19 protein-coding genes, 1 tRNA gene and 1 pseudogene are annotated in these 25511 nt (G+C 74.6%); 9 read left to right on the top strand and 12 right to left on the bottom strand.

Features of this window, described 5'->3' with window-relative positions; all coding sequences use genetic code 11:
* Positions 1-6: 6 nt before the first annotated feature.
* Complete coding sequence (locus ACT7CP_RS05805; RefSeq protein WP_445443703.1) at positions 7-1926, top strand: ATP-dependent helicase; 1920 nt, start codon at positions 7-9, stop codon at positions 1924-1926.
* Here ACT7CP_RS05805 and ACT7CP_RS05810 read toward each other — a convergent pair.
* Together ACT7CP_RS05810 and ACT7CP_RS05815 are read right to left on the bottom strand one after the other, a co-directional pair.
* A pseudogene (locus ACT7CP_RS05810) lies at positions 1892-2734 on the bottom strand (TOMM precursor leader peptide-binding protein); the annotation flags it as partial. The gene ACT7CP_RS05805 and the pseudogene ACT7CP_RS05810 sit on opposite strands and share 35 nt — an antisense overlap.
* A 159-nt stretch (positions 2735-2893) precedes the next feature.
* The gene (locus ACT7CP_RS05815; RefSeq protein ID WP_445443704.1) at positions 2894-4309 is read right to left on the bottom strand and encodes a zinc-dependent metalloprotease; all 1416 of its coding nucleotides are present in this window, start codon (positions 4307-4309) and stop codon (positions 2894-2896) included.
* A 213-nt stretch (positions 4310-4522) separates the two neighbouring features.
* Between ACT7CP_RS05815 and ACT7CP_RS05820 the strand changes: the two genes are divergently transcribed.
* The 3 genes from ACT7CP_RS05820 to ACT7CP_RS05830 all read left to right on the top strand — a co-directional run bounded on the left by ACT7CP_RS05820 (position 4523) and on the right by ACT7CP_RS05830 (position 8912).
* Positions 4523-5614 carry a YlbL family protein gene (locus ACT7CP_RS05820; RefSeq protein ID WP_445443705.1) on the top strand — a complete coding sequence of 364 codons (1092 nt, stop codon included), beginning with the start codon at positions 4523-4525 and terminating at the stop codon, positions 5612-5614.
* 139 nt (positions 5615-5753) lie between these two features.
* Positions 5754-8693 carry a UPF0182 family membrane protein gene (locus ACT7CP_RS05825; protein WP_445443706.1) on the top strand — a complete coding sequence of 980 codons (2940 nt, stop codon included), beginning with the start codon at positions 5754-5756 and terminating at the stop codon, positions 8691-8693.
* A 145-nt stretch (positions 8694-8838) separates the two neighbouring features.
* Positions 8839-8912: transfer RNA gene (locus ACT7CP_RS05830), tRNA-Met, on the top strand.
* 123 nt (positions 8913-9035) lie between these two features.
* Here ACT7CP_RS05830 and ACT7CP_RS05835 read toward each other — a convergent pair.
* The 5 genes from ACT7CP_RS05835 to lipB form a co-directional block, all read right to left on the bottom strand.
* Entirely contained in the window at positions 9036-9701 is a 666-nt protein-coding gene (locus ACT7CP_RS05835; protein ID WP_445443707.1) for a peroxiredoxin-like family protein, read from the bottom strand.
* A gap of 139 nt (positions 9702-9840) precedes the next feature.
* Positions 9841-11559, bottom strand: coding sequence for an ABC1 kinase family protein (locus ACT7CP_RS05840; RefSeq protein ID WP_445443708.1), 1719 nt, complete (start codon positions 11557-11559; stop codon positions 9841-9843).
* The gene (locus ACT7CP_RS05845; RefSeq protein ID WP_445443709.1) at positions 11556-12149 is read right to left on the bottom strand and encodes a PadR family transcriptional regulator; all 594 of its coding nucleotides are present in this window, start codon (positions 12147-12149) and stop codon (positions 11556-11558) included. Before ACT7CP_RS05845 ends, ACT7CP_RS05840 begins: the two co-directional genes overlap by 4 nt.
* A 127-nt stretch (positions 12150-12276) precedes the next feature.
* Positions 12277-13266 carry a lipoyl synthase gene (lipA, locus tag ACT7CP_RS05850; protein ID WP_445443710.1) on the bottom strand — a complete coding sequence of 330 codons (990 nt, stop codon included), beginning with the start codon at positions 13264-13266 and terminating at the stop codon, positions 12277-12279.
* A gap of 43 nt (positions 13267-13309) precedes the next feature.
* On the bottom strand, positions 13310-14005 hold the full coding sequence (gene lipB / locus ACT7CP_RS05855; protein WP_445443711.1) for a lipoyl(octanoyl) transferase LipB: 696 nt from the start codon (positions 14003-14005) through the stop codon (positions 13310-13312).
* A gap of 94 nt (positions 14006-14099) precedes the next feature.
* Here lipB and ACT7CP_RS05860 point away from each other — a divergent pair, with 94 nt between their 5' ends.
* Positions 14100-14981 (top strand): siderophore-interacting protein, encoded by an 882-nt coding sequence (locus tag ACT7CP_RS05860; RefSeq protein ID WP_445443712.1) that lies wholly within the window; start codon positions 14100-14102, stop codon positions 14979-14981.
* A gap of 110 nt (positions 14982-15091) precedes the next feature.
* Positions 15092-15754, top strand: a complete 663-nt coding sequence (locus ACT7CP_RS05865) for a YitT family protein (protein WP_445443713.1) — start codon at positions 15092-15094, stop codon at positions 15752-15754.
* Here the strand turns inward: ACT7CP_RS05865 and ACT7CP_RS05870 are convergent.
* Positions 15739-16212, bottom strand: a complete 474-nt coding sequence (locus ACT7CP_RS05870) for a DUF3817 domain-containing protein (protein ID WP_445443714.1) — start codon at positions 16210-16212, stop codon at positions 15739-15741. The two genes, ACT7CP_RS05865 and ACT7CP_RS05870, sit on opposite strands and share 16 nt — an antisense overlap.
* A gap of 233 nt (positions 16213-16445) precedes the next feature.
* On the opposite strand from ACT7CP_RS05870, the gene ACT7CP_RS05875 reads away from it, so the two are divergent.
* Positions 16446-19901 (top strand): sialate O-acetylesterase, encoded by a 3456-nt coding sequence (locus tag ACT7CP_RS05875; RefSeq protein ID WP_445443715.1) that lies wholly within the window; start codon positions 16446-16448, stop codon positions 19899-19901.
* Between the two features lie 42 nt (positions 19902-19943).
* Here the strand turns inward: ACT7CP_RS05875 and ACT7CP_RS05880 are convergent, their stop codons facing one another.
* Genes ACT7CP_RS05880 through ACT7CP_RS05890 form a run of 3 tightly spaced genes read right to left on the bottom strand, consistent with a single transcriptional unit; the run spans position 19944 to position 22202 of the window.
* Positions 19944-20657 (bottom strand): cation diffusion facilitator family transporter, encoded by a 714-nt coding sequence (locus tag ACT7CP_RS05880; protein ID WP_445443716.1) that lies wholly within the window; start codon positions 20655-20657, stop codon positions 19944-19946.
* Positions 20654-21007: a Cd(II)/Pb(II)-sensing metalloregulatory transcriptional regulator CmtR gene (gene cmtR / locus ACT7CP_RS05885; protein ID WP_445443717.1), complete on the bottom strand. Its 354-nt coding sequence runs from the start codon at positions 21005-21007 to the stop codon at positions 20654-20656. The genes ACT7CP_RS05880 and cmtR overlap by 4 nt, the downstream gene beginning before the upstream one ends.
* Before the next feature lie 55 nt (positions 21008-21062).
* Positions 21063-22202, bottom strand: coding sequence for a glutathione-independent formaldehyde dehydrogenase (locus ACT7CP_RS05890; RefSeq protein ID WP_445443718.1), 1140 nt, complete (start codon positions 22200-22202; stop codon positions 21063-21065).
* An 831-nt stretch (positions 22203-23033) separates the two neighbouring features.
* Between ACT7CP_RS05890 and ACT7CP_RS05895 the strand changes: the two genes are divergently transcribed.
* Positions 23034-23465: an arsenate-mycothiol transferase ArsC gene (locus ACT7CP_RS05895; RefSeq protein ID WP_445443719.1), complete on the top strand. Its 432-nt coding sequence runs from the start codon at positions 23034-23036 to the stop codon at positions 23463-23465.
* Here the strand turns inward: ACT7CP_RS05895 and ACT7CP_RS05900 are convergent.
* Complete coding sequence (locus ACT7CP_RS05900; protein ID WP_445443720.1) at positions 23462-24115, bottom strand: TetR/AcrR family transcriptional regulator; 654 nt, start codon at positions 24113-24115, stop codon at positions 23462-23464. The genes ACT7CP_RS05895 and ACT7CP_RS05900 overlap by 4 nt on opposite strands.
* 77 nt (positions 24116-24192) lie before the next feature.
* Between ACT7CP_RS05900 and ACT7CP_RS05905 the strand changes: the two genes are divergently transcribed.
* The gene (locus ACT7CP_RS05905) at positions 24193-25509 is read left to right on the top strand and encodes a carboxylesterase family protein (protein WP_445443721.1); all 1317 of its coding nucleotides are present in this window, start codon (positions 24193-24195) and stop codon (positions 25507-25509) included.
* Positions 25510-25511: the final 2 nt, after the last annotated feature.

A 25511-nucleotide genomic window follows, 5' to 3' on the forward strand; every position in this document is an offset into this window, starting at 1 on the left:
CCGATCGTGACCGACCAGCTCGTCCCCGGGACGCCCGGGCCCGACCCCTACGGATCGCGCGCACCGGGCGGATCCGCCGCGGGCCCCGTGCCCGGCACCGCGGGCCTCGCCCCCCTCGTCCCCGTCGAGGCCGCGGAGGAGGGGCCCACCGCCGAGGCCCTCCTCGAGGCGCTCGACGACCAGCAGCGGCTCGCCGCGCAGGCGCTCCTCGGACCCGTCGTCGTCCTCGCGGGCGCCGGCACCGGCAAGACGCGCGCCATCACGCACCGCATCGCGTACGGGATCCAGGCGGGCGTCTACCCGCCCAACCGCGTCATGGCGCTGACCTTCACCTCGCGCGCCGCGGCGGAGCTGCGCGGACGCCTGCGGGAGCTCGGCGCGGGCCCGGTCGCCGCGCGCACCTTCCACGCGGCCGCCCTCAAGCAGCTCAACTTCTTCTGGCCGCAGGTGGTCGGCGGCACCATGCCGCGCCTCATCGAGAGCAAGGGCCGGATGCTCGGCCACGCCGCCGAGTCCCTCCGCCTCCGCCTCGACACGGCCGCCCTCCGCGACATGGCCGCCGAGGTCGAGTGGCGCAAGGTCTCGATGATCTCGATCGAGCAGTACGGGCTCGCCGCGCGCACCACCCGCACGCTGCCGCCGAAGCTCGACCCCGACCAGGCCGTCGCCCTCCTGCAAGCCTACGAGGACATCAAGGACCAGCGCCGACAGCTCGACTTCGAGGACGTGCTGCTCGCGACCGCCGGCATGATCGAGGCGGAGCCCTGGGTCGCGCAGCAGGTCCGCGAGCAGTACCGCTTCTTCGTGGTCGACGAGTACCAGGACGTCTCGCCGCTGCAGCAGACGATCCTCGACCTCTGGATGGGCGACCGCCGCGACCTCTGCGTGGTCGGCGACGCCAGCCAGACCATCTACTCGTTCGCGGGCGCGAAGAGCGCCTACCTCCTCGACTTCGCGTCGCGCTTCCCCGAGGCGACCGTGGTGCGGCTGGAGCGGAACTACCGGTCGACGTCCGGCATCACCGAGGCCGCGAACCGGCTGATGCGCGGCCGGCCGGGGGCCCTCACGCTCGTCTCGGCGGACGCGGACCCCGACGGCGACGGCACGGGCGCCGCCCGCTCCGGGCGTGGATCCGCCGCCGTGCCCGGCCGCGGCGAGGGCTTCCGCGCACCCCAGGTGAGCGCGTTCCCGTCCGACGGCGCGGAGGCGCGCGCGATCGCGGGAGCCATCGCACAGCAGATCGCCTCCGGCATCGCGCCCGAGGACATCGCCGTGCTGTACCGGATGAACGGCCAGTCGGCCGTGCTCGAGCAGGCCCTCGGCGACGCGGGCGTGAGCTACCAGGTGCGCGGATCCCAGCGCTTCTTCGACCGGCCGGAGATCAAGCAGGCGCTCCTCGCGCTCCGCGGCGCCTCCGTCTCGATCTCCGGCGAGCCCCTCTTCAAGTCGGTGAGCGACGTGCTCCGCGGCCTCGGCTGGAGCCAGCAGCCGCCCGAGCAGCCGGGCGCGGTGCGCGACCGCTGGGAGTCGCTCGACGCGATCATGGGCCTGGCGGAGCGCATGCCCGCGGGCAGCACCTTCCGCGCCTTCACGGACGAGCTGCTCGAGCGCCAGGCCGGGCAGCACGAGCCGACCGTCTCCGCCGTCACGCTCGCGACGCTGCACTCCGCCAAGGGCCTCGAGTGGGAGCACGTCTACCTGATGGGGCTCAGCGAGGGGCTCGTGCCCATCAGCTACGCGCAGACGCTGGAGGCGGTGGACGAGGAGCGGCGCCTCCTCTACGTGGGGATCACGCGCGCCCGATCCGGGTTGCGGCTCTCCTGGAGCCGGAGCGGACCGCAGCGGTCGGGTCAGCGGGAGCGGTCGCGGTTCCTGGCAGAGCTCGACACCCGCATCGCGGGTGGGGGCGCGAAGCGCGGCGCGTGACGCGACCCGTGCGCACGTCGAGCACCGCCTGGTGGGACGCGAGCGCGTTCTCGCCCGTGGTGACGAGGAGGTGGGCGGGCCGGGCCGCGAGGGCGGCGAGCTCCGCGGGCACGAGCCCGGCCTCGGATCCGCTGTCGCGCCCGAGCAGCTGCGTCGCGATGGCGGGCCAGGCCGGATCCGCGTCGACCCGGTGGAGGTCCAGGCAGTAGCAGCACGCCGTCCGGCCCGGTTCGACGAGCGGTCCGACCGCCGCGTGCCGGTCGCCGATCACCACCGGCAGGTGCGGCACGTCCTCCCGGGACCAGCGCCCGTAGACGGCCGGGGCGATGGCGAAGTGCGCGACGAGGACGGCGAGGGCCGCGCGCGGATCCGCGTCGTCGGCGAGGTGCCGCATCCGCACGTCGTGCCCGGCGCGGGCCAGGGCGTCCGCGATGCGCTCGGCGGTCGGGCCGCCGCCCCGCACGGCGACGGGTCCGCGGCGCGGCGACCGGGGGAGGGGAGCGCGCTCCTCGCGCGGCGGCGTCGTCGCCGGGGTCGCCGGCGTCGCCCGGGCCGCGGGCTCGCGCGGCGGGAGGAGCGCCGGCCGCACCAGGTCGAGCAGCTGCGTGACCTGCGCGGGCGTCGCCCCCTCGGTCGCGGCGATCATGTCGAGCCCGCCGCGGCTGATGCCGTGGCGCAGCGCGTCGAGGAGGCGCTCGTCGAGCCGCGACACGGCCGTGAGCACCACGGGCGGGCGGTCGACGCCGAGCTGGAGGGAGTCCGGCGTGCGCCAGACGAGCGGGAGACGGGGATCGAGTCGGATGGCCATGGCCGCGGAGGGTGCCCGACCGGCGCCGTGCGCGCGGCGCGCGTCCACAGGGTCCGCCGCGAGGCGGCCCGGGGAGCCGGTGCGCGCGCCGCGACGCGCGAGGCCGACGCAGCGGGTGCGGCGCCGGCCTCGGCAGCGGTGCGGGATGCGGGACGCGGGTCAGACCGGGCGCGGGTCCTCGCCCCGGTCGTCGCCGGTCCCGTCGCCGGTCGGTGCGTCGGGCTCGGTCGCGCGACCCTGGCCGTCCTCCACGGGGCGGCCGGCGTCGGATCCGCTCAGCAGGTCCTCGAGGGCCTGGTCGACCTCGTCGGGCTCGGGCTCGCCCTGCGTGAGCCGCGCGACGAGCGCGTGCGGCGCGTCGATGTCCTCCGAGGTGGGCAGCACATCGGGGTGCGACCACAGTGCGTCGCGCTGCTCGGCGCCGACGCCGTCGGACACCGCCTGCCACATGGCCGCGGCCTCGCGGAGGCGACGCGGTCGGAGCTCGAGGCCCACGAGCGTCGCGAACGCGGACTCGGCGGGGCCGCCCGTGGCGCGGCGACGGCGCACGGTCTCGGCGATGGCCGACGCGCGGGGGAGGCGCACGGTGGCGGCCGCCGTGACGACGTCCACCCAGCCCTCGATGAGCGCCAGCATCGTCTCGAGCCGGGCGAGCGCCGCGAGCTGCGCGTCGGTCTTCGGCGGGATGAGGGATCCGTCGACCATGGCCTGGCGGAGCTCCTCGGGGTTCGACGGGTCGAAGCCCTCGGCGAGCGCCTCGAGCCGCTCGGTGTCGATGTGCACGCCCTTCGCGAACTCCGTGATGGAGGAGATGAGCTGCAGCCGCAGCCAGCGCGCGTGGCGGAAGAGCCGGGCGTGGGCGAGCTCGCGGACGGCGAGGTAGATCTGCACCTGGTCCTCGGACACGTCGAGGCCGGATCCGAACGCCGCCACGTTCTGCGGCAGGAGCGCGGCCTGCTGGTCGTCCAGGAGCGGGATGCCGACGTCCCCGCCCGAGACGACCTCGGTGGACAGCTGCCCGACCACCTGGCCGAGCTGCATCGCGAAGAGCGTGCCGCCGAGGTTCCGCATCATGCGGCCGGCACCGGCGACCATGCCCTGCATCTCCTCGGGCGCGTTCTGCTGGAGGACCTCGGTGAGGGAGTCGGCGATGCTGAGGGCCACGGGCTCGGCGAGCTGCGTCCAGACGGGCATCGTGAGCTCGGTCCACTGCGCGCGGGTGATGAGGCGCGGCGGGACCGTGAGCTGGCTGACGTACGTGACCTCGTCGAGCCAGAGGGCGGCGACCTGGAAGGCCTGGTCGAGGGGCGCGGAGGACGCGGCCGTGACCTGCGTCTGCTCGGCCGCGGCCAGTTGGCGGGCGCCCTCGCGGGCGACCTTCCAGTCGACGCCGTCGCCCGTGTTGCGGAGCGCGCCCTGCAGCTGCGCGAGGAGCTGGCGGACCATCTCCGGGTCCTGGGGGAGGCCCGCGGCGCCCGCGAGCTTGTCGGGGTCGATCTGCCCGTCGGCGCCGAGGAAGCGCTCCAGCATGCGACGGAACTCGTCCTCGGGATTCGGGGTGGGCTCGTCGGCCATGGAGGGTCTCCCGGTGGGTCTGGAGGGGCCGGACCGCGGTGCCGCGGGCGGTGGATCCACGCTAGCCCGCGCCCACGGGAAACCCATCCGCATTCGCCTAGGCTGGGCCGTCGCGGCTTCCGCCCGCCGCGAACAGCGGCCCGCGGGCCGCCCCGTCACCCGCCCGGCGGCCGCATCCCGGCCCGTCGCGCCACCCGACCGCGAGGACCCCGGATGAGCCTGTTCGCCCAGCACGCCCCCCGCGCACCCCGGCCGTCGCGCCGCCGGCGCGTCGGCCGCGTGCTCGCCGGCACGGGCGCCGTGCTCGCCCTCGCGCTCGGCCTCCTGCCGTCCCCGTACGTGATCGAGCAGCCCGGCCCCGTCTTCGACACGCTCGGCACGAGCGACCACGAGGGCACGGAGCGCCCGCTCATCTCCATCCCCGACCAGCCGACGTACCCGACGGACGGCCGGCTCGACATGCTCACGGTCAGCGTCGTCGGCAACCCGGCCCAGCGCCCGGATTGGTACTCCGTCGTCTCCGCGTGGCTCGACCCGAGCCGCAGCGTCGTCCCCATGGAGGCGGTGTTCCCGGCCGACCAGACCGCCGAGGAGCGCGATGCCCAGAACCAGGTGCAGATGACGGACTCCCAGCAGGACGCGGTGGCCGCCGCCCTCATGGAGCTCGGGATCGACGTGCCGCGCACGCTGCAGGTGCAGAGCGTCCTCGCGGGATCGCCCGCCGACGGACCCCTGCGCTCGGGCGACGCGATCCGCACCGTCGACGGCACCGCCGTGGTCGACCTCGCCGACCTGCAGGCGCGCGTCGCGGCGGCCGGCACGACGACGCCGCTGTCCTTCGGGATCACGCGCGACGGCCAGGAGAGCACGGCCGAGGTCACGCCCGCCGAGCGCGAGGGGCGCCCGGTCATCGGCGTCGTCACCTCCACGTCCTACGAGTTCCCGTTCGAGGTCGACATCCAGCTCGACGACGTCGGCGGACCGAGCGCCGGCATGATGTTCGCGCTCGGGATCATGGACAAGCTCGAGGAGGGCTCGCTCACCGGCGGGAAGGCCATCGCGGGCACCGGCACGATCGACGCGGGCGGCACGGTCGGCCCCATCGGCGGGATCCGGCAGAAGCTCGTCGGCGCCGAGCGCGCGGGCGCCGAGTACTTCCTCGCCCCGGCCGACAACTGCGGCGAGGTCCGCGGCCACGTGCCCGACGGCCTCCGGGTGTTCGCCGTGTCGACCCTCGACGACGCGCTCGCGGCGCTCGGGTCGGTCTCCTCCGGCGGCGACCTGGACGCGCTCCCGACCTGCTGACGCGCGCACGCGGAGGGTCGTCGCGGACCCGGACGAGAGGGTCCCCTCACCCGATCCGCACGCCCGGACCCTCGCAGGTCCCTGGCAAGGTGCCCGCCTAGGATGAGGACTCCGCTGTCCCCGACTCTGAGGCACACACGTGACAAGCACATCCGCCCGGCCCGCCAGACGGAGCCGAGCCCCCCTCGCCATCACCGCGGCCATCATCGCCGCCCTGGTGATCGCGTTCTTCATCTTCGCCGGCTTCTACGCCGACGTCCTCTGGTACGACCAGCTGGGCTACCTGGGAGTGCTGCTCACGCAGTGGGGCGCGGGCATCGCGCTGTTCCTCATCGGGTTCCTCGCCATGGCGATCCCGGTGTTCGTCAGCATCCAGGTGGCCTACCGCTCGCGGCCGGTCTACGCGAAGCTCAACTCGCAGCTCGACCGCTACCAGCAGGTTATCGAGCCGCTCCGCCGCCTCGCGATGTTCGCGATCCCCGCGGTGTTCGGCCTCTTCGCCGGCGTCTCCGCGTCGAGCGGCTGGCAGCGCACGCTGCTGTGGCTGAACCGGACGCCCTCGGGCAACACGGACCCGCAGTTCAAGCTGGACACGTCGTTCTACATGTTCGAGCTGCCCTTCTACCAGGCGGTCGTCGGCTTCGCCTCGGCCGTCGTCATCATCTCGATGCTCGGCGTCCTCGCCACCAGCTACCTCTACGGCGCCGTGCGCTTCACGGGCCGCGAGGTGCGGATCTCGAAGAGCTCGCGCATCCAGATCGCCATCACGGCCGGCGTGTACTTCCTGCTCCAGGGCGTCAGCATCTGGCTCGACCAGTACTCCTCCGTGGTCAACACGGCCAACGGCGGCCTGTTCACGGGTGCCGCGTTCTCCGACGTGAACGCGGTCATCCCCGGCCGCACGATCCTCGCCGGCATCGCGGCCGTCGTCGCGGTGCTGTTCCTCGTCACCGCGGCCATCGGCCGCTGGCGCCTGCCCATCATCGGCACGGCGGGCCTCGTCGTGGCCAGCATCCTCATCGGCACGGCCTACCCGGCCATCGTCCAGCGCTTCCAGGTGGAGCCGAACGAGCGCGCGCTCGAGGCGCAGTTCTACGAGCGCAACATCGAGGCGACCCGCGAGGCCTACGGCCTGGCGGACATCGAGGAGATCCCCTACGACGCGACCACGGACACCACGCCCGGCGCGCTCCGCGAGGACGCCGCGACCACGGCCAACATCCGCATCCTCGACCCCGCGGTCGTGGGCGACGCGTTCAGCCAGCTGCAGCAGTTCCGGCAGTACTACCAGTTCGGCGACAACCTCGACGTCGACCGGTACGACATCGACGGCCGCGTGCAGGACACGGTGGTCGCGGTCCGCGAGCTGAGCCCGACCAACACGGGCACGTCGTGGGTCAACCAGCACCTCGTCTACACGCACGGCTACTCGCTCGTCGCGGCGTACGGCACGCAGCGCACCTCCGACGGCCAGCCCGTGTTCCTCGAGTCCGGCATCCCGGCCTCGGGCGACCTCGGCGACTTCGAGCCGCGCGTGTACTTCGGCGAGAACTCGCCCGACTACTCGATCGTCGGCGGACCCGAGTCCGGCGACAAGGTCGAGCTCGACTACCCGTCCGGCGAGGACGGCGCCGACGAGACCTACACGACGTTCCAGGGGAACGGCGGTCCGAAGGTCGACAACGTCTTCAAGCGCCTCATCTACGCGCTGAAGTTCCAGTCGGAGCAGATCTTCCTGGCCAACCAGATCAACGACCAGTCGCAGATCATCTACGACCGGGACCCGGCGGAGCGCGTCGGCAAGGTCGCGCCCTACCTCACGATCGACAAGGACCCGTACCCCAGCGTGGTCGACGGCCGCGTGGTGTGGATCGTCGACGGCTACACGACGAGCGACCAGTATCCGTACTCCGAGCGCAACGACATGAGCCGGCTCATCGCCGACTCGCAGCAGACGCAGCCGCTCGTGCCGACGGACCGGATCAACTACATCCGCAACTCGGTCAAGGCGACGGTCGACGCGTACGACGGCAAGGTCACGCTCTACGCGTGGGACACCGAGGACCCGATCCTCAAGACCTGGCAGAAGGTGTTCCCCTCGACCCTCAAGCCGATCGCGGACATCTCGGGCGAGCTCATGAGCCACCTGCGCTTCCCGGCCGACATGTTCAAGGTCCAGCGCTTCGTCCTCGGCAAGTACCACGTGACCGACCCGGGCTCGATCTACTCGAACCAGGACCTCTGGACCACGCCGAACGACCCGACGCAGTCCACGGACGCGGGCACGCCGACGAGCCTCCAGCCGCCGTACTACCTGACCATGCAGATGCCCGGTCAGGACGCCCCGCGGTTCTCGCTGTACTCGACGTTCATCCCGCCGGCCACGCAGGACACCGCCCGGAGCGTGCTCACGGGCTACCTCGGGGTCGACTCGGACGCGGGCAGCACCGCGGGCGAGAAGGCGTCCGACTACGGGAAGCTGCGCCTGCTGACGCTGCCGAACGACGACACCATCCCGGCGCCGACGCAGATCCAGAACAACTTCAACTCCGACACGAACGTCGCGAACCAGCTCAACCTGCTGGAGCGCGGCGGCCGCACCTCCGTGGTGCGCGGCAACCTGCTGACCCTCCCGGTCGGCGGCGGACTGCTCTACGTGCAGCCCGTGTACGTCCGCTCGACGGGCGACACGAGCTACCCGCTGCTCCGCAAGGTGCTCGTGGCGTTCGGCGACAAGATCGCGTTCGAGGACACGCTGGACGCGGCCCTCGACAGCATCTTCGAGGGCGACTCGGGTGCCACCGCCGGTGACGAGGACGTCGTGCCCACGACGCCCACGGACGACGGCACGGGCGAGGGCGCGACGGACGGCGAGGCCGGGACCACCCCGGCGCCCGCGCCGACCACCGCACCCGCGGCTCCCGCACAGGACGTGCAGGCGGCGCTCGACGCGGCCAACACGGCGCTCCAGGAGCGGCAGGCCGCGTACGCGTCCGGCGACCTCGTCGCCGCGGCGCAGGCGGACCAGCGGTTCACCGAGGCGGTCCAGCGCGCGTACGAGCTGAGCCAGCAGCAGTAGGCACCGGCTCCTCACGACGACGGCCCCGACGGCCCCGCGATGCGGGTGCCGCCGGGGCCGTCCTCGTGCGAGGGACCCGTCTCGCGGCCGGAGTCGCCGATGTGGTCATGAGCACCCCGGAGGTCTGGTAATGTATTCCTCGTAGCGCGGGGTGGAGCAGTTCGGTAGCTCGCTGGGCTCATAACCCAGAGGTCGTAGGTTCAAATCCTGCCCCCGCAACAAGATGAAGGCCCGGTCTCCTCGAAACCGGGCCTTCTGCGTTCCCGGGACTGTGTCCCCGGGGCCGTGTGCCCGAGGCCGTGTTCCCGGAGGCTCTGTCCCTTGGGCGGCCCGGCGGCCCGGCTACCGCGCGTCGAGGGCGTCGACCGCGGCGAGGATCTCCGGCACCTCGGTGCGGGTCGTGTAGTCCACGTGCACGTCGGCGTACGTCACGCGGCGGTCCGCGTCCACGACGATCACGGTGGGGAACGGGATGTCGCCCGTGCCGTCGGCGTTGCCGTCGGCCACGTCGAAGCCCAGTCGCGCGTGCGCGGCGCGCGCCTCGGCGGACGGCTCGGTCACCAGTCCCAGCGCGCGCACGAACGCGTTGGAGGGATCCGACAGCACGGCGAAGTCGAGCCCGCCGCCCGCGACCGCCTGCGCGCTGCCCTCGGGCGTCTGCGGGCTCACGGCCACGAGCGTCGCGCCGCGCTCCCGCAGGGCGGGCAGGAGCTCCGCCTGGTACTGGCGGAGCGTCAGGTTGCAGTACGGGCACCAGGCGCCGCGGTACAGCACGACGACCGCGGGGCCGTCGCCGAGGGCCGCGTGCAGGTCGACCTGCGCACCGTCGGGATCCACGAGGGTCGCCGCGGGCAGGGCGTCGCCGGGGGAGACCGCGCCGGACGGGACGCCGTCCGCGCGGAGGGCCTGCTGCTCCGCGGCGAAGACGGCCGAGAGCTCCGGGCCGATCTGCTCGGCGAAGCCGCGGTCGAAGTCGGCGATCTGCGCCTGGATGCTGGTGTCGGTCATGGTGTCTCCTCGGTCCGTCGGGTCGGTGGGCTCACCGTAGGCGGGCGATCCGGGAGGGACGCGGGACGGCCGTCACACGGCGTCACGACCGACACCCAGCGGACAGGCCGCCGCGGCGATGCGCGGGCACCGGCCGGGGTCAGCGGCGACGGCCGGGGAGCAGTGCCTGCGCGAGCGGCACGACGGAGACCACGAGCAGCACCGTGCCGAGCACCTCGTCGTCCGGGCGGAGGAGCACGCCGCCCGCGAGGAGGCCGCCGAAGACCAGCGCGGAGACGGCGCGTCGGATCGTGCGCTCGAGGGAGCCGACGCGGCGCTCGAGAGTCGGATCGCTGATGGGCAGGGAGCCCTCGTCGATGCGGCTGAGCAGCGCGTCGACCCGGCCGGGCAGGCGGGCCAGCGTGCCCGCGGTGTCGGCGACGCGCGTGCCGAGGTCGCGCACGACGTTGCCGCGCTCCTCGCGGATGAGGCGCTGCGCGTACGGCTCGACGGAGTCCCAGAGGTTGAAGCGGGGATCCAGCGCGCTGCACACGCCCGAGGTGAGCGACATGGCGCGGATGATGAGCAGGAAGTCGTCGGGCAGCTGGAACGGCAGCGTGCGCACGACCTCCTGGAACTCCTCGGCGAAGGCGCGGAACTCCCGAGGATCCACCTCGCGCAGCTCCGCGAAGCCGAGGCCGCCGAAGCGGGCGAAGAGGCGCGTCATGGCGAGCTCGAGCTGCGTGGTGTCGGCGGACGGCAGCAGGACGCCGATGTCGCGGGCCGCGTCGACGAGGCCCTTGCCGTCGCGGGAGGCCGCGGCGATGAGCATCTTCCGGAGGCCACGGCGGGTGCTCGGCGGGACCTCGCCCATCATCCCGAAGTCGATGAAGGTGAGCGTCCAGCCCTGCTCGACGGAGCCGTCCGCGACGGGCGTCACGAAGACGTTGCCGGGGTGCGGGTCGGCGTGGAAGAAGCCGTCGGCGAAGAGCTGGTCGAACATCACCGCGGCGAACACGGGGGCGACGTCCACCGGGTCGATGCCGGCGGCGAGGAGCCCGGCGTGGTCGGTGATCTTGATGGCCGTGACGTCCTCGAGCGTGAGCACGCGGCGGGTGCTGCGCTCCCAGACGATCTCGGGCACGGCGACCCGCGCGTCGTCGGCGAACATCTCCTGGAACCGGGCGGAGCTGCGCGCCTCGTGCAGGTAGTCGATCTCCTCCAGGCTGGTCTCGGCGAACTCCTCGACGAGGGCGGGCGCGTCGACGCGGTCGGACACCAGCCGCACGTGCGTGAGCCAGCCGCCGATGCGGCGGAGCGCGGCGAGGTCGACGCGGACGATGTCGTCGATGCCCGGCCGCTGCACCTTGATGACGGCGCCCGTGAGGCCCGTGTCCGCGGCGTCGAGGGGCCCGAGCATCGCGCGGTGCGCCTGGCCCAGCGACGCGGCGGCGACGGGCGTCTCGTCGACCCACGCGAAGGCCTCCGTGAGCGGCATGCCGAGCTCGCGCTCGGCGAGCGCGCGGATCTCCGGGAAGGGGACCGCGGGCACCTCGTCCTGCAGGTCCTCGAGCTCGGCCGTGATCTCGGGCGGCAGCACGTCGAGGCGCGACGACATGAACTGGCCCACCTTGATCATGAGCCCGCCGAGCTCGACGGCCAGCACCCGGAAGCGCCGGGCGAAGCGCTGCATGCGGCGGGTGCGCGTGCGGTCGGCGATGCGGCGGAGGCCGACGCGGGGGAGGAACAGCTCGTACCACCACGTGACCGCGAGGTTCCAGGCGGCGAAGCGGAGGATCCGGCGGTAGCGGGCGCGCGTGCCCGGGGCGTCGCCCTCAGGCCCCGCCCCGGGCGCGGCGACGGCCGTGGCCGCGGTCACTCCCGGGCGAGGATCGCGTAGAGGCGGCGACGGACCGCGTCGAGCTCGGCCGCGGCCTCGGCGACCTGCTCGGTCGTGCCCGTGCGCTGCACCTGCGCGGCCGCCTGCGCGAGCGCGAGGCCGGCCTTGGGGAGGGTGGAGCGGTCGCGGCGGTCGTGGCCGTCGCGGCCGTGCGCGTCGGAGGCGACCGCCCACGGCGCGGTGATGCCGTCGCGCGCGACCGCGGCCCGGCCGGCCTCCGTCAGCGCGTAGACCTTGCGGCCGTCCGTGGTCTCGGCGGCGATGAGGCCCTCGTCGGCGAGGAGCTGGAGGGTGGGGTACACGGATCCGGCGGTCGGGGTCCACGCGCCGCGGGTGCGCTCCTCGATCTCGTGGATGACGCGGTAGCCGTGCATGGGCTCCTCGGCGAGCAGGGCGAGCACGGCCCGGCGGACGTCGTGGTGGCCCTCGCCGGGAGCGGTGCCGGTGCCGGCGTCGCCGCTGCCCCCGTCGCGCTTCTCCCAGCGCGCGCGGAGCGACTCCATCGCCTGCCACACGCCGTCGGCGGCGTCTCCGAACGGGGATCCTGAGGTCGGGGACGATGCGGCCATGACGAGCTCCTAGCTGTGGGACGTGCGCGGTGCCTCCGACGATAGGGCGCGCACCTGGCCGCGGACCCGGGAGCGGCCGGTTCGTCAGCGAGCCGACAGGTCCGCGGCCCGGGGAGGGGCCGGCGGGTCAGCCGACGGCCTGCGCGAAGCCCCGCGACGGGTCCGCGAGGTGGTCGAGGCCGGCGGGGAGCGGCCGGCCCTTGGCGCTCATCGACTGCGCCCACAGGCGCCCCGCCCTGTACGAGGAGCGGACGAGAGGCCCGGCGAGCACGCCGAGGAACCCGATCGCCTCCGCCTCCGCCTTGATCTCCACGAACTCGTCCGGCCGCACCCAGCGCGCGACGGGCAGGTGCCGCGGCGACGGTCGCAGGTACTGCGTGACCGTGATGATGTCGCAGCCCGCGTCGTGCAGGTCGCGGAGCGCCTCCGAGACCTCCTCCCGCGTCTCGCCCATGCCGAGGATGAGGTTCGACTTGGTGATGAGGTCCGCGTCGCGGGCCTGGGTGATCACGTCGAGCGAGCGCTCGTACCGGAAGGCCGGGCGGATCCGCTTGAAGATGCGCGGCACCGTCTCGACGTTGTGCGCGAAGACCTCGGGGCGCGAGGAGAAGACCTCGGCGAGCAGGTCCGGGTTGCCGGAGAAGTCGGTCGCGAGGATCTCGACGCCGGTGCCGGGGTTGTCGGCGTGGATCCGCCGCACGGTCTCCGCGTGCAGCCACGCGCCCTCGTCCGGCAGGTCGTCGCGCGCGACGCCCGTGACGGTCGCGTAGCGGAGGCCCATGCGGCGCACCGAGTCGGCGACGCGGCGCGGCTCGTCGGTGTCGTAGTCGGCGGGCTTGCCGGTGTCGATCTGGCAGAAGTCGCAGCGGCGCGTGCACTGGGATCCGCCGATGAGGAACGTGGCCTCGCGGTCCTCCCAGCACTCGTAGATGTTCGGGCAGGCGGCCTCCTGGCAGACGGTGTGCAGGTCCTCCGTCTTCACCAGCTGCTGGAGCGCCTGGTACTCCGGCCCCATGCGGGCCGTCGTCTTGATCCACGCGGGCTTCCGCTCGATGGGCGTCTCGGCGTTCCGCACCTCGAGGCGGAGCATGCGGCGGCCGTCCGGCGCGGCGCTCATGCGCGGGACCCGGCGACGGGCATGGAGGCGGGGGTAGCGGCGGTCATGCGCGGGCCCCGGCGGTGGGGAGGAGGGGAGCGGTGGCGGTCATGGCGGATCCGTTCGGTGCGAGGGCGCGGAGGAGGTGCGGGCGGAGGAGGGGGACCACGTCGGCGGGCGTGACGGTGCGGCCGAGGACGCGGCTGATGGAGGTGACGCCGGCGTCGCGGATCCCGCACGGGACGATGCGGTCGTAGGCGTCGAACGCGTTGCTGCAGTTGAGGGCGAAGCCGTGCATCGTGACGCGCTCGGCGACGCGCACGCCGATGGCGGCGATCTTCTCGTCGTAGCCGCCGGGGCCCGTGCCGCGGATCCAGACGCCCGAGCGGCCGTCGACGCGGCACGACGCGATGCCGAGGTCGGCGAGCAGCCCGAGGAGCGCGTCCTCGAGGCGGCGCACATGGGCCACGACGTCGAGGGGCTCCGGCAGCCGCACGATCGGGTAGCCGACGAGCTGGCCCGGTCCGTGCCAGGTGATGCGGCCGCCGCGGTCCACGTCGACGACCGGCGTGCCGTCGCGCGGCCTGTCCGTCGGCTCCGTGCGCCGCCCCGCGGTGTAGACCGAGGGGTGCTCGAGGAGGATGACGGTGTCCTGCGCCCGGCCCGCGACGACGTCGGCATGCAGGGCACGCTGACGCTCGAGGGCCTCGATGTACGGCACGGAGTTGGCGCTTAGCCCCGTGACGACGATGTCGACCACGGGGTCAGTGTAGGCGGGCGATCCCCGGGCGGCGAGGGTCCGCGCCCGGCCGTCACGTTGCGAGGGGGAGGCGGGGAGCGGAGGATCGTCCTCGATGACCGACACCGCCGCACCCGCCGTCCCCGACCGTCCCGTCCGCGCCCCCCGGGCGCAGCACGTGCTGGAGGTGATCCGCACCGAGCGGCTGTCCCCGCACCTCGTGCGCGTGCACCTCGGCGGGGCGGGCACCCGCGCGCTCCTCGCGGTGGCGGTCCCGGAGCGGCTCGCGTCGACCGACGCGTACGTGAAGCTGATGCTGCCGCAGCCCGGATCCGGCGTCGTCCCGCCGTTCGACCTGCCCGCGCTCCGCGCCTCCCTGCCGCCCGAGGCGCTGCCCGCGCAGCGCACCTACACGCTGCGGCACGCGGATCCGGCCGCGGGCACGGCGGCGATCGACTTCGTCGTGCACGGCGACGAGGGGCTCGCGGGTCCGTGGGCGGCGACCGCGCGCCCCGGCGACCTGCTCGCGGCGAGCGGCCCCGGCGGGATGTTCCGGCCGAGCGCGGACCCGGACGTCGTGCGCCTGCTGGTCGGCGACGACTCGGCCGTCCCCGCGATCGCCGCCGCGCTCGCCGCGATGCCCGCCGACGCGCGCGGCATCGCGCTGATCGAGGTCGACGGCGCAGACGACGAGCTGCAGCTCGCGCACCCCGCGGGCGTGGAGGTGCGGTGGATCCACCGCACGCGCACGCCCGACGCCGTGCCGAGCGCACCGCTCGTCGACGCCGTGCGCGCCCTCGAGCGGCCGGACGGCGAGGTCGAGGTCTTCGCGCACGGCGAGCGCGGCGCGATGAAGGAGCTGCGGGCGATCCTCCAGGATGGCTGGGGCATCGACCGGCGGGCGCTGTCGCTCTCCGCCTACTGGGCGCTCGGCCGCGCGGAGGACCGCTTCCAGGCGGAGAAGCGCGAGCCGGTGGGGGCGATCTTCGCGGAGTGAGGAGCCCCGGTCGCGTCGTCGGCCGCCGCGCGCATCCGCCATGCTGGTCCCTGCGCGGAACGCGGCACGACCGCCCGCGCGGATCCCGTCCCCCCACCCCGGAGACCGCCATGACCGCTTCCGCGTCCGAGCCCCTGCCCGTCCCGCCCTCCGTCGCCCCCGGTGAGGCGACGACCGCGGGGATCCCGCACTCCGTCATCGAGGACGTGCTGGGGATCCTCACCGGCACCTTCGTCGCGTCGTTCGGGCTGTTCCTGCTGCGGGACAGCGGCGCCGTCACGGGCGGCACCGCCGGGCTCGCGCTGCTGCTGAGCTACACGGGCGCGCTGCCGTTCGGCGTGCTGTTCTTCGTCGTGAACGCGCCGTTCTTCGCGCTCGCCGTGTGGAAGAAGGGGTGGCGGTTCACGATCCGCACGGCCATCTCGGTCGCGCTCGTGTCGCTGTTCTCGACGCTGCACCCGGCCATGGTGACGGGGCTCGAGCTGCAGCCCGTGTACGGCGTGCTCGCCGGCAACCTGCTCGTCGGGATCGGGCTGCTCGTGGTGTTCCGCCACGGGTCGAGCCTCGGCGGGTTCAACATCGTGGCGCTCGTCGTGCAGGAGCGGTTCGGGTTCCGGGCCGGCTACGCGCAGATGATCCTCGACGTGATCGTGATCCTGCTCGGCCTCACCGTCGTGTCCGTCGTGGGCGTCGTGTGGTCGGCGGTCGGCGCGGTGCTGCTCAACCTCGTGCTCGCGCTCAACCACCGGCCGGGGCGCTACACCGGCATGTGATCCGGGGTGCCGTCGGCTACGGCGGCCGGCCGGCGCAGGTACCCGCGGCGGCGCAGCCCGACCTCGAGCGGCAGCGTCGCGAGCGGCGGGATGGCGGCGAGGCCCGCGAGGAGCGCCGGCTTCCAGCCCCAGCGCAGACGGATCGCCGCGACGGCCGTGACGATGACGTAGAGCACGAACGCCGCGCCGTGCAGGCGGCCGAAGACGAAGACGCCGAGCTCGGTCGTCTCCGTCACGTACTTGAGGAACATGCCGACGAGGAGCCCGGTCCAGGTGATCGCCTCCACGATCGCGACGACGGCGAAGAGTCGCCCGAGGCGCGACGGCTGGTCGGAGCGGGCCCGTGTGCCGCGCACGAGCGCCGCGAAGCCGGACGGGGATCCGGCGGCGGACGTCCCCGCGCCGCGTGCTCCGGACTCGGCGGGGCGGGCGGCGTCGGGATGCGGGGCGTTCGTCATGGGGCCTTCCGGGGCGGGGGATCCTCGCGGGATCGACGGGCGGTCAGGTCGGGGCCAGGGTACGGGGCGGCGTCGGGCGGGAGCTGAGCGCGCGCCGCCCGGGGACGTGCCGCGGGAGCGTCGGGCCGTCCCGCCGAGCCGACATGTGCATCGCCTGGGACGCGGCGTGGGGAGACGCGGATCGGACACGTGTCACGCAGCACCCTCCGCGTATGCGAATATTTCGACATGAGGTGAATCTCGCCTCGACGATCTGGGGGGATCAATTGGGGGAGCACCACTCTGCCGTCCGCCGTGCTTCGACACGGGGGACTCGCACCGCATCCGCATCCGCACGCGCACGTCTCGTCGCCGCCGTCACGGGGCTGAGCCTCGGGGTCACGCTGCTCGTCGCGGTCGAGCCGACCGCCGCGCCGGCCGAGGCGGCGACGACCGCGTCCGCGTCGCGCGTCGTCGCCACCGGCACGAGCGTCGTGCCGCCGGCCCCGACCGACGGACAGCCGACGACCGCCTCGATGATGCGCCTGCTGCAGGCCACCGCCGCGGCCGCGCCGTTCACCGCGACGCCCGCGCCAGTCATCACGGGCAAGGCCGTCATCGGCCAGCGCCTGCTGGCCACGACCGCGCGCTGGACCCCCGCCGCGACGACCAGCAGGTACGCCTGGCTCGTCGACGGGGTGCCGGTGAGCGGGCAGACCACCACCGCGTACACCGTGCGCGCCGCCGACGCGGGATCCGTCATCACGGTGGCCGTCACCGGCAGCCGCACCGGGTACGACCCCTCCACGCAGACCAGCGCGCCGACCGCGGCCGTGCCGACGCCCGTCGTCGCGCCCTTCGCCGCCGCGCCCCAGCCGACCGTCGCGGGGACGCCGCGCGTCGGCTTCACGCTCACCGCGCGGCCCGCCACCTGGACGCCCTGGCCGACGTTCTCCTACACCTGGACCCGCGACGGCGTGCCCATCGGCGGCCAGACCGGCGCCACCTACCGCGTCACCGAGGCGGACCAGGGCACGGCGCTCGCCGTGCGGGTGACCGGCACGAAGACCGGCTATGCGACGACGACCATGACGAGCGACGGGATGTCCGTGCCGGCCGCTGCGCCGTCGCCGACGCCCGCGCCGACTCCCACGGTCGCGCCGACGCCCGCGCCGACTCCCACGGTCGCGCCCACGCAGGCGCCGAACCCCGCGCCGACGCCGACGGTCGCCCCGACGCAGCCGCCCGCGCCCACGCCCACCCCCGCCCCGACGACGCCGGCCGCCGTGCCCTTCAGCGCCGCGGCGACGCCCACGATCGCGGGCACCGCCCGGCCGGGCTTCACGCTGTCGGCGCGCGCCGGGGTGTGGACGCCCTGGCCGACCTTCTCCTACGCCTGGCTACGCGACGGCGTCGCGATCGCCGGGCAGACCGGCGTGACGTACCGCGTGCAGGCCGGGGACGCGGGATCCCGCATCGCCGTGACCGTGACCGGCACGAAGACCGGCTACGTGACGAAGTCCGTCACGAGCGCCGAGCTGCAGGTCCCGGCGGTGAGCACGCCGACGCCCACCCCCGTGCCGACGACGCCCGCGCCGACCCCGACGCCGGGCACCCCGACCCCGACGCCCACCGCGACGCCCGGCACGCCCGCGCCGACCCCGACGCCGACGCCCACCGCGCCCGTCCCGACCCCGGAGCCCACCGCCCCGCCCGCGGCCGTCCCGTTCCCGGTCGCCTCGACCCCGACCATCGCCGGCACCGCCCGCGTCGGCTTCACGCTGTCCGCGCGCGCCGGCGTCTGGACGCCGTGGCCGACCTTCTCCTACACGTGGACCCGCGACGGCGTCGCGATCCCCGGCCAGACGGCCGTGACCTACCGCCCGCAGGAGGGCGACCAGGGATCCACCATCGCCGTGATCGTCACGGGCACGAAGACCGGGTACGTCACCCAGTCCGTCGCGAGCGCGGGCCTCCTCGTGCCGCTGCCCGAGGTCGCGCCCGAGCCGCCCGCGCCCGCGCCTGAGCCGGAGCCCCTCCCGGACGTCGCCTTCGAGGCCGCCGGCACGCCGTCCATCACGGGCATCGGCCGCGTCGACTACACGCTCAACGCCCGGTCCGGCACCTGGAGCCCGTGGCCGTCCTTCTCCTACGCGTGGATGCGCGACGGCGTCGTGATCCCCGACCAGACCGGCGCGAGCTACCGCGTGGTCGCGGAGGACGTGGGCACGAGCATCTCGGTCGGCGTCACCGGCACGAAGACCGGCTACGTCACGCAGACGGCGACCAGCGCCGGCATCGACGTCGTGGAGACGCCCGTCGTCATCCCGCCGCCCCCGCCGGCCGTGCCCTTCGAGGCGACGACCGCGCCCGCGATCCAGGGATCGCCCGTCGCCGGGACCGTCCTGCGCGCCGCGACGCCCGCCTGGGCGCCCGAGGCCACGACCTACGCCTACGCGTGGCTCCGTGACGGCGTGACCGTGCTCGGCGCGACCGACGCGACGTACGCGGTGCGCCGCGCGGACGCCGGATCGCGGATCACCGTGACGGTCACCGGCTCGCGCACCGGCTACCAGGACGCCAGCCGCACGAGCGAGCCGACCGCGGCCGTCGTCGACGTACTCGACGTCCCGCCCGCGCAGCCCGCCCCTGCTCCCGGCGACGAGCCGTTCGCGGCCGCTCCCGAGCCGGTCATCGCGGGGACGCCCACCGTGGGATCGACCCTCACGGCCGAGACGCCCGCCTGGGCGCCCGTCGCCACCGAGCTGTCCTACGTCTGGAAGCGCAACGGCGTCGTCGTGCCCGGCCGCACCGCGTCGACCTACGTGCCGGCGCCGCGCGACGCCGGGTCGCAGGTCACCGTGACCGTCACCGGCCGCGCCGACGGGTACGCGCCCACCTCCCGCACCTCCGCGCCCCGCGCCATCGCCTCGACCGGCGAGGGCTACGACGTCGTCGTGGTGCTCGGCCAGTCGAACGCGCAGGGCGTCGGCACCGGGTGGGACCCGTCCGTGGACGTGAGCGTCCCGGGGCTCGACCAGCTCGCGGGCAGCGGCGTCAAGGCCGGGCAGATCGTGCCCGCCAAGGACTCGCTGAGCCACGTGACCACGTGGACGACGTCCGGCGGCGTGCAGTCCGTGGGCCCCGGGATGGAGCTCGGCCGGCACATGCTCGCCGACGCCCGCCCGGGCCGCAAGGTGCTGCTCGTCCCCGCCGCGATGGCGTCCACCTCGATGACGGGCGACGGCGCCTACGCCTGGAACCCGTCGGACACGAGGTCGCGCATCAACCTGTTCACCCGGGCGCTCGGGCAGATCGACCAGGCGCTCGCGCAGGATCCGGACAACCGCCTCGTCGCGGTCGTCTGGGCCCAGGGCGAGTCCGACGCGACGCGCACGAACGCGGCCGGGTACCAGACGATGCTGCTCGACCTCGTCGACCGGCTGAACGCCCGCTACGGCGCGGTGCCGTTCCTCATCGGCGGCATGGTGCCGGAGTGGCTGAACGGCTCGTCCATGCGCCAGGCCATCGACGTCGCCCAGCAGGGCATGCCCGCGCTGCGGTCGAACGTGTCGTACATCCCGGGGGCCGCCGGGTACAGCCGGAGCGAGGACTCGATCCACTACACGGCCGCCGGGGCGCGCGCGATGGGCGACAAGTACTTCGCCGCCTACCAGCGCGCCACGGGCGCGGTGCAGCTCTCGAGGTAGGGGAGCGGGAGCGGGAGCGCGGCCGGGCGATCCCGGCCGCGCTCAGCAGCAGGAGCCGTAGTCGTGCGCGTCCGCCGGGCGCTCGCCCGTGAGGGCGGCCACGGGGACGGCGCACGCGTCGCCGCGCCACGCCTCGAGCCCCTCGCGGACCGCGAACGCGGCGATGGCGAGGCCCGCCACGGGATCCGCCCACCACCAGCCGAGCCCCGCGTCGAGCAGCAGCCCGACGAGGAGCGCCGCCGACAGCCACGCGCAGACGAGGGTCTGCCGCGAGTCGGCGACCGCGCTGGCCGAGCCCAGCTCCGTGCCCGTGCGGCGCTCCAGGAGGCTGAGCACGGGCATCACGGCGAGGCTGAGGGCGGCGAGGACGATGCCCGTGGCGCTCGGCCGGGCCTCGGATCCGCCGACGAGCGCGAGCACGGCGTCGACGCCCACGTAGGCGGCGAGCCCCAGGAACGACACCGCGATGAGCCGGAGGGCCGTGCGCTCGCGGCGCTCGGGATCCGGCGCGGAGAACTGCCACGCGACGGCGGACGCGGCGAGCACCTCCACGATGGAGTCGAGCCCGAACGCCACGAGCGCCGTCGACGACGCGATCGCCCCGGCCGACAGCGCGACGACGGCCTCGACGGTGTTCCACGCGATGGTGCCCGCGACGATCCAGCGGATGCGGCGGCGCAGGAGGTCGCGGCGGGCGGGGGTGAGCGCGGGGGCCGCCGGGGCGGGGGACGCCGCGGCGCCGGACGCGGCGGTCATGCGCGCGGCTCGCAGCAGCCGGGGGCGCAGAGGGCGGGATCCGCGCAGGACCGCTCCTCGTCGACCGCGAGCACGACCTCCACGAGCGCGCCGAGCCCGCGGGCGATGCGCGCGTCGGCGATCTCGTAGCGCATGCTGCGGCCCTCGGGCACGGTGCGGACGATGCCGCAGCCGCGGAGGCAGGTCAGGTGGTTCGACACGTTCTGCCGGGTGAGGCCGAGCGACTCCGCGAGGAGCGCGGGGTACGCGGGGCCGTCGAGGAGCTCGACGAGGATCCGGGAGCGCGTGGGATCCGCGAGCGCCCGGCCGAGCCGGGTCATCACGTCAAGGCGCGGGGCGAGCATGGTCATGGCACGACGGTACAGCATGGGCTGTACCGTCGCGCCATGTCGCAAGGGCCGCGGATCAGGCCGCGGGGTGCAGGACGACCTTCGTGTAGCCGTCGACGCGCTTGTCGAACTTGTCGAAGGCGTCGACCGCGTCATCAAGCGGGACCTCGTGGGAGACGATGCGGCCGGGGGTCGCGCGCCCGCGGATGATGAGGTCGCGGAGCTCCCGGTTGTACCTCTTCACCGGACACTGGCCGGTGCCGATGCTGATGCCCTTGGTGAACGCGGTGCCGAAGTCGAACGCGATCCGGCCCTGCTTCGCCTCCTCGGTCGCGCCCTTCGGGTCGGACGGGTTGTAGACGCCGACGACGCCGATCGCGCCGGTGGCCCGCACCACGCTGACGAGCGCGTCGAGCACCATCTCGGGGTGCTCCTCGCCCGTGTGGTCGTGCGCCTGGTACCCCACGGCCTCCACGCCGCTGTCGACGCCGAAGCCGTCGGTGAGGTCCATGATCGCCTCGGTGACGTCGACCTTCGAGAAGTCGATCGCGGTGGCGCCGAACTCCTCGGCGAGCACCAGGCGGTCCTGCTGGTAGTCGACGACGAACACCTGCGAGGCGCCGCGGATCATGGCGCTGTGCGCGGCCATGAGGCCCACGGGCCCGGCGCCGAAGATCGCGACGGTCTTCCCGGGAGCGACCTTCGCGAGCTCGGTGCCGTGGTAGCCGGTGGGGAAGATGTCCGAGAGCATCGTGAAGTCGAGCTCGTTCTCGGTGCCCTCGGGCAGCTCGAGCAGGTTGAAGTCGGCCCACGGGACGCGGAGCAGCTCGGCCTGGCCGCCCCAGTAAGGGCCCATGGCCGGGTAGCCGAAGCCGGCGCCTGGCTGCCCGGACGGGTTGGCGCGCAGGCACGCGGAGGTGAACCCCTCGTTGCAGTTGCGGCACGTGCCGCAGGCGAGGTTGAAGGGGACGGAGACGCGGTCGCCGACCTTGATGCGCTCGACCCCGGCGCCGACGGCCTCGACGACGCCCATGTTCTCGTGCCCGAACACCATGCCGGACTCGAACTCGACGCGGCCCTCGTAGGGGTGCAGGTCGGAGCCGCAGATGTTCGCGCTCGTGATGCGGATCACCGCGTCGAGGGGGCCCTGGATCGTGGGATCGGGCACCTCCTCCACGGCGACGTCGAACGGTCCCTTGTAGACGACTGCCTTCATGTGCTTCTCCTTCTGGATGACGTTCGGAGGTGGACAGGCGGGGTCTGCCCGGTGCGGCGGGCAGCCCCGAGGCGGAGCCTCCACGGTCATCGTCCGAACAGCGTTCGGCCGCCCTCGATGGCGGCTAGGCGCTCGAGCCGATGCGTGCCTGATGCCTTCGACACTGCCGACGGTTCGGCGGTGTGTCTGCGGGCTTGACACCGGTGCCGAGGAGAGGCGACAGGGTCCGTGTGGAGCGCGCACGGAGCGTTCGGACGCGTCCGGCACGAGAGCTCGGGATGGCGCCGGGGTGCGGTGCCACCCCGAGCCCTGCGCTCCTGCGGTGCCGTTCGGGCGGCATCGCATCCCAGCTCCGGTCCGCCGTCCTCCGTGGGTGCACGGAGGACGGCGCCGCGGTCCTGGTGGGGAGCACCGGGTACATGCTCCGTCGAGCCGACAGTAGTTCCCCGTCGTCGCCGGTGCGGAGTCCGCATCGTCCCCTTGACCGGGGACGCGCCGATGTGGCATGCCGGAGGAGGGCCGAGCGGAGGGTCGCCGCCCACCCACGTCGTCCGGCCCCCCGAGGAAGGGGGCGCTGTCAAGCCCCTGACGCGCGGGCGATGCTACGCGGATAGTGAGCGGCGAAGGGCGGGGCGTGCGCCGCCGAGAGCGGGTCCGCTGCGAGGCGTCTTCTTCGGGTGGAGGCGGATGGGAAGGATCCCCTGTCGCTGCGACCGGGTCCCGTCCTTCGTCCGGCCGCCTTGGCCGCCCCGCTCCGTCCCACCGCCTGCGGATGGCAGGATCGGACCGTCGCGCCGAACAGCGGCCCGCATCCCGCCCTCCGGAGGACCCATGCCCGACCACGCCCCGAACGTCGTCTTCGTCTGCGCCCGCAACGGCGGCAAGTCCCAGCTCGCGGCGGCGCTCATGCGCCACGATGCGGGCGCCGCCGTCACGGTCGCCTCCGCCGGCACGGATCCCGGGTCCTCGCTCAACGCGCTCGCCGTGGAGTCGCTCGCCGAGCTCGGCATCGACGTGGGCGACGAGCGCCCCAAGCCCCTCACCGACGAGATGGTGCGCGCGGCCGACCTCGTGGTGGTCCTCGGCGCCGAGGCCCACGTGGACGGCGACCAGGGCGTCGCGGTCGAGACGTGGATCACGGACGAGCCGTCGGAGCGCGGCATCGACGGCATGGAGCGGATGCGGCTCGTGCGGGACGACATCCGCGCGCGCGTCGAGGAACTGCGCGGCCGGCTCGGCGGGGGAGCGCCCTCCGCGGGCTAGGCGTCGACGCGCGCCGGGCGGTCCGGGCGCTCGGGACGGTCCAGGCGGTCCGCGCGCCGCGCCACGAGCGCGTCCACGTGCCGCTCGAGCACGCCGAGCGCGCGGGCGGCCCGCGCCGGATCAGGCTCCGCCACGAGCAGCTGCAGGGCGAGCCCCGCGAGGAGCGCCTGCAGGTGGTCGGCCTCGAGGTCGGGATCGGCGTCGGGGCGCAGCAGCCCCGCCGCCCGCAGCTGCGCGAGCTGCGCGAGGCAGGTCTCGCGGGCCGCGGCGTGCGCCCGCGTCCGCACCTCGCGGAGGCGCGGGTGCGACGCCGCGTCGGCGAGGAGCGCCGCCGTGACCTCCGCCTCGGCGCGCCGTGCGTCATCCAGGGGCAGGCGCTCGGCGAGGATCCGGACGGCCCGGCGCCGCGGATCCGGGTCGGTGCGGCGGCTCCGGATGCGGGCGTCGATGCGCTCCGCCACCAGCGCCGTCGCGTGGGCGACGAGGTCGATGCGGCTGGGGAAGCTGTGCCGCAGGGATCCGGTGCTGAGACCCGCCTCGGCGGCGACCGTGCGGACCGAGACGCCGCTCGCGCCCTCGCGCCGGATGACCCGCCACACCGCCTCGGCGAGCTCCTCCTCGCGGCGGGCGTGGTCGATCAGGCGGGGCATGGCGTCACGGTAGCACCGCGATCCCGGGCGTCCGCGGGCGTGCCGGCGAACGCCTCCCGAACGGTAGCGTCGATCGGATGAGCGCCTTCTCGCCGCCCTGCGGACCCGTCGTCGGCTGGGCCGACGGCGACGTCGTCCGCGCGACCGGCATCCCGTACGCGACCGCCGCCCGCTTCGCCCCGCCCGTCGCGCACCCCGACTGGACGGCGCCGCGGGACGCCCTCGCCTGGGCGCCCGCGTGCCCGCAGCTGCCCCTCCCGGAGCTCGACGACGTGCTCGGGAGCTTCGCCCACCTCGCCGTCGACGAGGACTGCCTGCGCGTGTCCGTGACGATGCCGGGCGACGTGCGGGCGGACGAGGGCCTGCCGGTGATGGTGTGGATCCACGGCGGCTCCTACGTCTCGGGCGCCGGGGACGTGCCGATCATGGATCCGGCGCCCCTCGTCGTGGAGCAGCGGGTCGTGGTGGTCACGGTCACCTACCGGCTCGGGCTCCTCGGCTACCTCGGCGCCGGCGGCGAGCGGGCCGCGAACCTCGGCCTCCTCGACCAGCTGGAGGCGCTGCGCTGGGTCGCGCGCAACATCCGCGCGTTCGGCGGCGACCCGGATCAGGTGACCGCGTTCGGGCAGTCGGCGGGCGGCGACGCGGTCGCGCACCTGATGGCCGTGCCGGGAGCCGCGGGGCTGTTCCGGCGGGCGATCATTCAGAGCGCACCCCTCGGGATCTCCCGCGGCCGGCGGCGCATGAACGCGGCCATGGCGCGCGCCTCCCGCGGGCTCACGGCCGTGATGCCCGTCGAGGAGGTGCTCGCGCGCCAGCCCGAGGTCGAGCGCGCCGCGGCGCCGTACGGACTCCTCGGCGCGATGCCCTTCGGCACCCAGTACGGGCACGCGCCGCTGCCGCCCGAGTCGCGGCTCGACGCCGCGTGGGACCGGGCCGCGCCCGCCGCCGACGTGCTCATCGGCAACACGGCGGAGGAGGCGCGCCTGTTCCTGCCGGGGATCCCGTGGCTCGCGCGCGTGACGCGCGTGCCCGTGGTCGGCCCGCTCGTCCGGCGCGCGGCCGTCGCCGCTGTGACGAGCCTCGTCTACGGGCGGCCCGCCCGCCGGTTCGCCCGGCGGCACGCGCGCGCCGGCGGCACGGCCCACCGGTACGTCATCCGCTGGTCCGCGCCCGGCAGCCCGTTCGGCGCCGCCCACACCGTCGACCTGCCGCTGCTGTTCGGCGACGAGGAGGCGTGGCGCGGCGCGGGGCTCCTGGCGAGCGCGCCGTGGGAGGGGATCCAGCGCGACGCCCGGCGGGTGCGGCAGGTGTGGGGTGACTTCGCGCGGGGGCGGATCCCGACGCGGCAGGTCGTGCCGGGCGTGCTGGAGCTGCGGCGCGTCGCGGGCTGAGC

The sequence above is a fragment of the Clavibacter rahimiani genome, from assembly GCF_052654495.1.

Coding starts and splice junctions, on each gene's coding strand:
- ACT7CP_RS05815 (WP_445443704.1), bottom strand. CDS start 4,309: ATGGCCGACGAGCCCACCCCGAATCCCGAGGACGAGTTCCGTCGCATG.
- ACT7CP_RS05820 (WP_445443705.1), top strand. CDS start 4,523: ATGAGCCTGTTCGCCCAGCACGCCCCCCGCGCACCCCGGCCGTCGCGC.
- ACT7CP_RS05835 (WP_445443707.1), bottom strand. CDS start 9,701: ATGACCGACACCAGCATCCAGGCGCAGATCGCCGACTTCGACCGCGGC.
- ACT7CP_RS05845 (WP_445443709.1), bottom strand. CDS start 12,149: ATGGCCGCATCGTCCCCGACCTCAGGATCCCCGTTCGGAGACGCCGCC.
- lipA (WP_445443710.1), bottom strand. CDS start 13,266: ATGAGCGCCGCGCCGGACGGCCGCCGCATGCTCCGCCTCGAGGTGCGG.
- ACT7CP_RS05860 (WP_445443712.1), top strand. CDS start 14,100: ATGACCGACACCGCCGCACCCGCCGTCCCCGACCGTCCCGTCCGCGCC.
- ACT7CP_RS05865 (WP_445443713.1), top strand. CDS start 15,092: ATGACCGCTTCCGCGTCCGAGCCCCTGCCCGTCCCGCCCTCCGTCGCC.
- ACT7CP_RS05870 (WP_445443714.1), bottom strand. CDS start 16,212: ATGACGAACGCCCCGCATCCCGACGCCGCCCGCCCCGCCGAGTCCGGA.
- ACT7CP_RS05880 (WP_445443716.1), bottom strand. CDS start 20,657: ATGACCGCCGCGTCCGGCGCCGCGGCGTCCCCCGCCCCGGCGGCCCCC.
- cmtR (WP_445443717.1), bottom strand. CDS start 21,007: ATGACCATGCTCGCCCCGCGCCTTGACGTGATGACCCGGCTCGGCCGG.
- ACT7CP_RS05890 (WP_445443718.1), bottom strand. CDS start 22,202: ATGAAGGCAGTCGTCTACAAGGGACCGTTCGACGTCGCCGTGGAGGAG.
- ACT7CP_RS05895 (WP_445443719.1), top strand. CDS start 23,034: ATGCCCGACCACGCCCCGAACGTCGTCTTCGTCTGCGCCCGCAACGGC.
- ACT7CP_RS05900 (WP_445443720.1), bottom strand. CDS start 24,115: ATGCCCCGCCTGATCGACCACGCCCGCCGCGAGGAGGAGCTCGCCGAG.
- ACT7CP_RS05905 (WP_445443721.1), top strand. CDS start 24,193: ATGAGCGCCTTCTCGCCGCCCTGCGGACCCGTCGTCGGCTGGGCCGAC.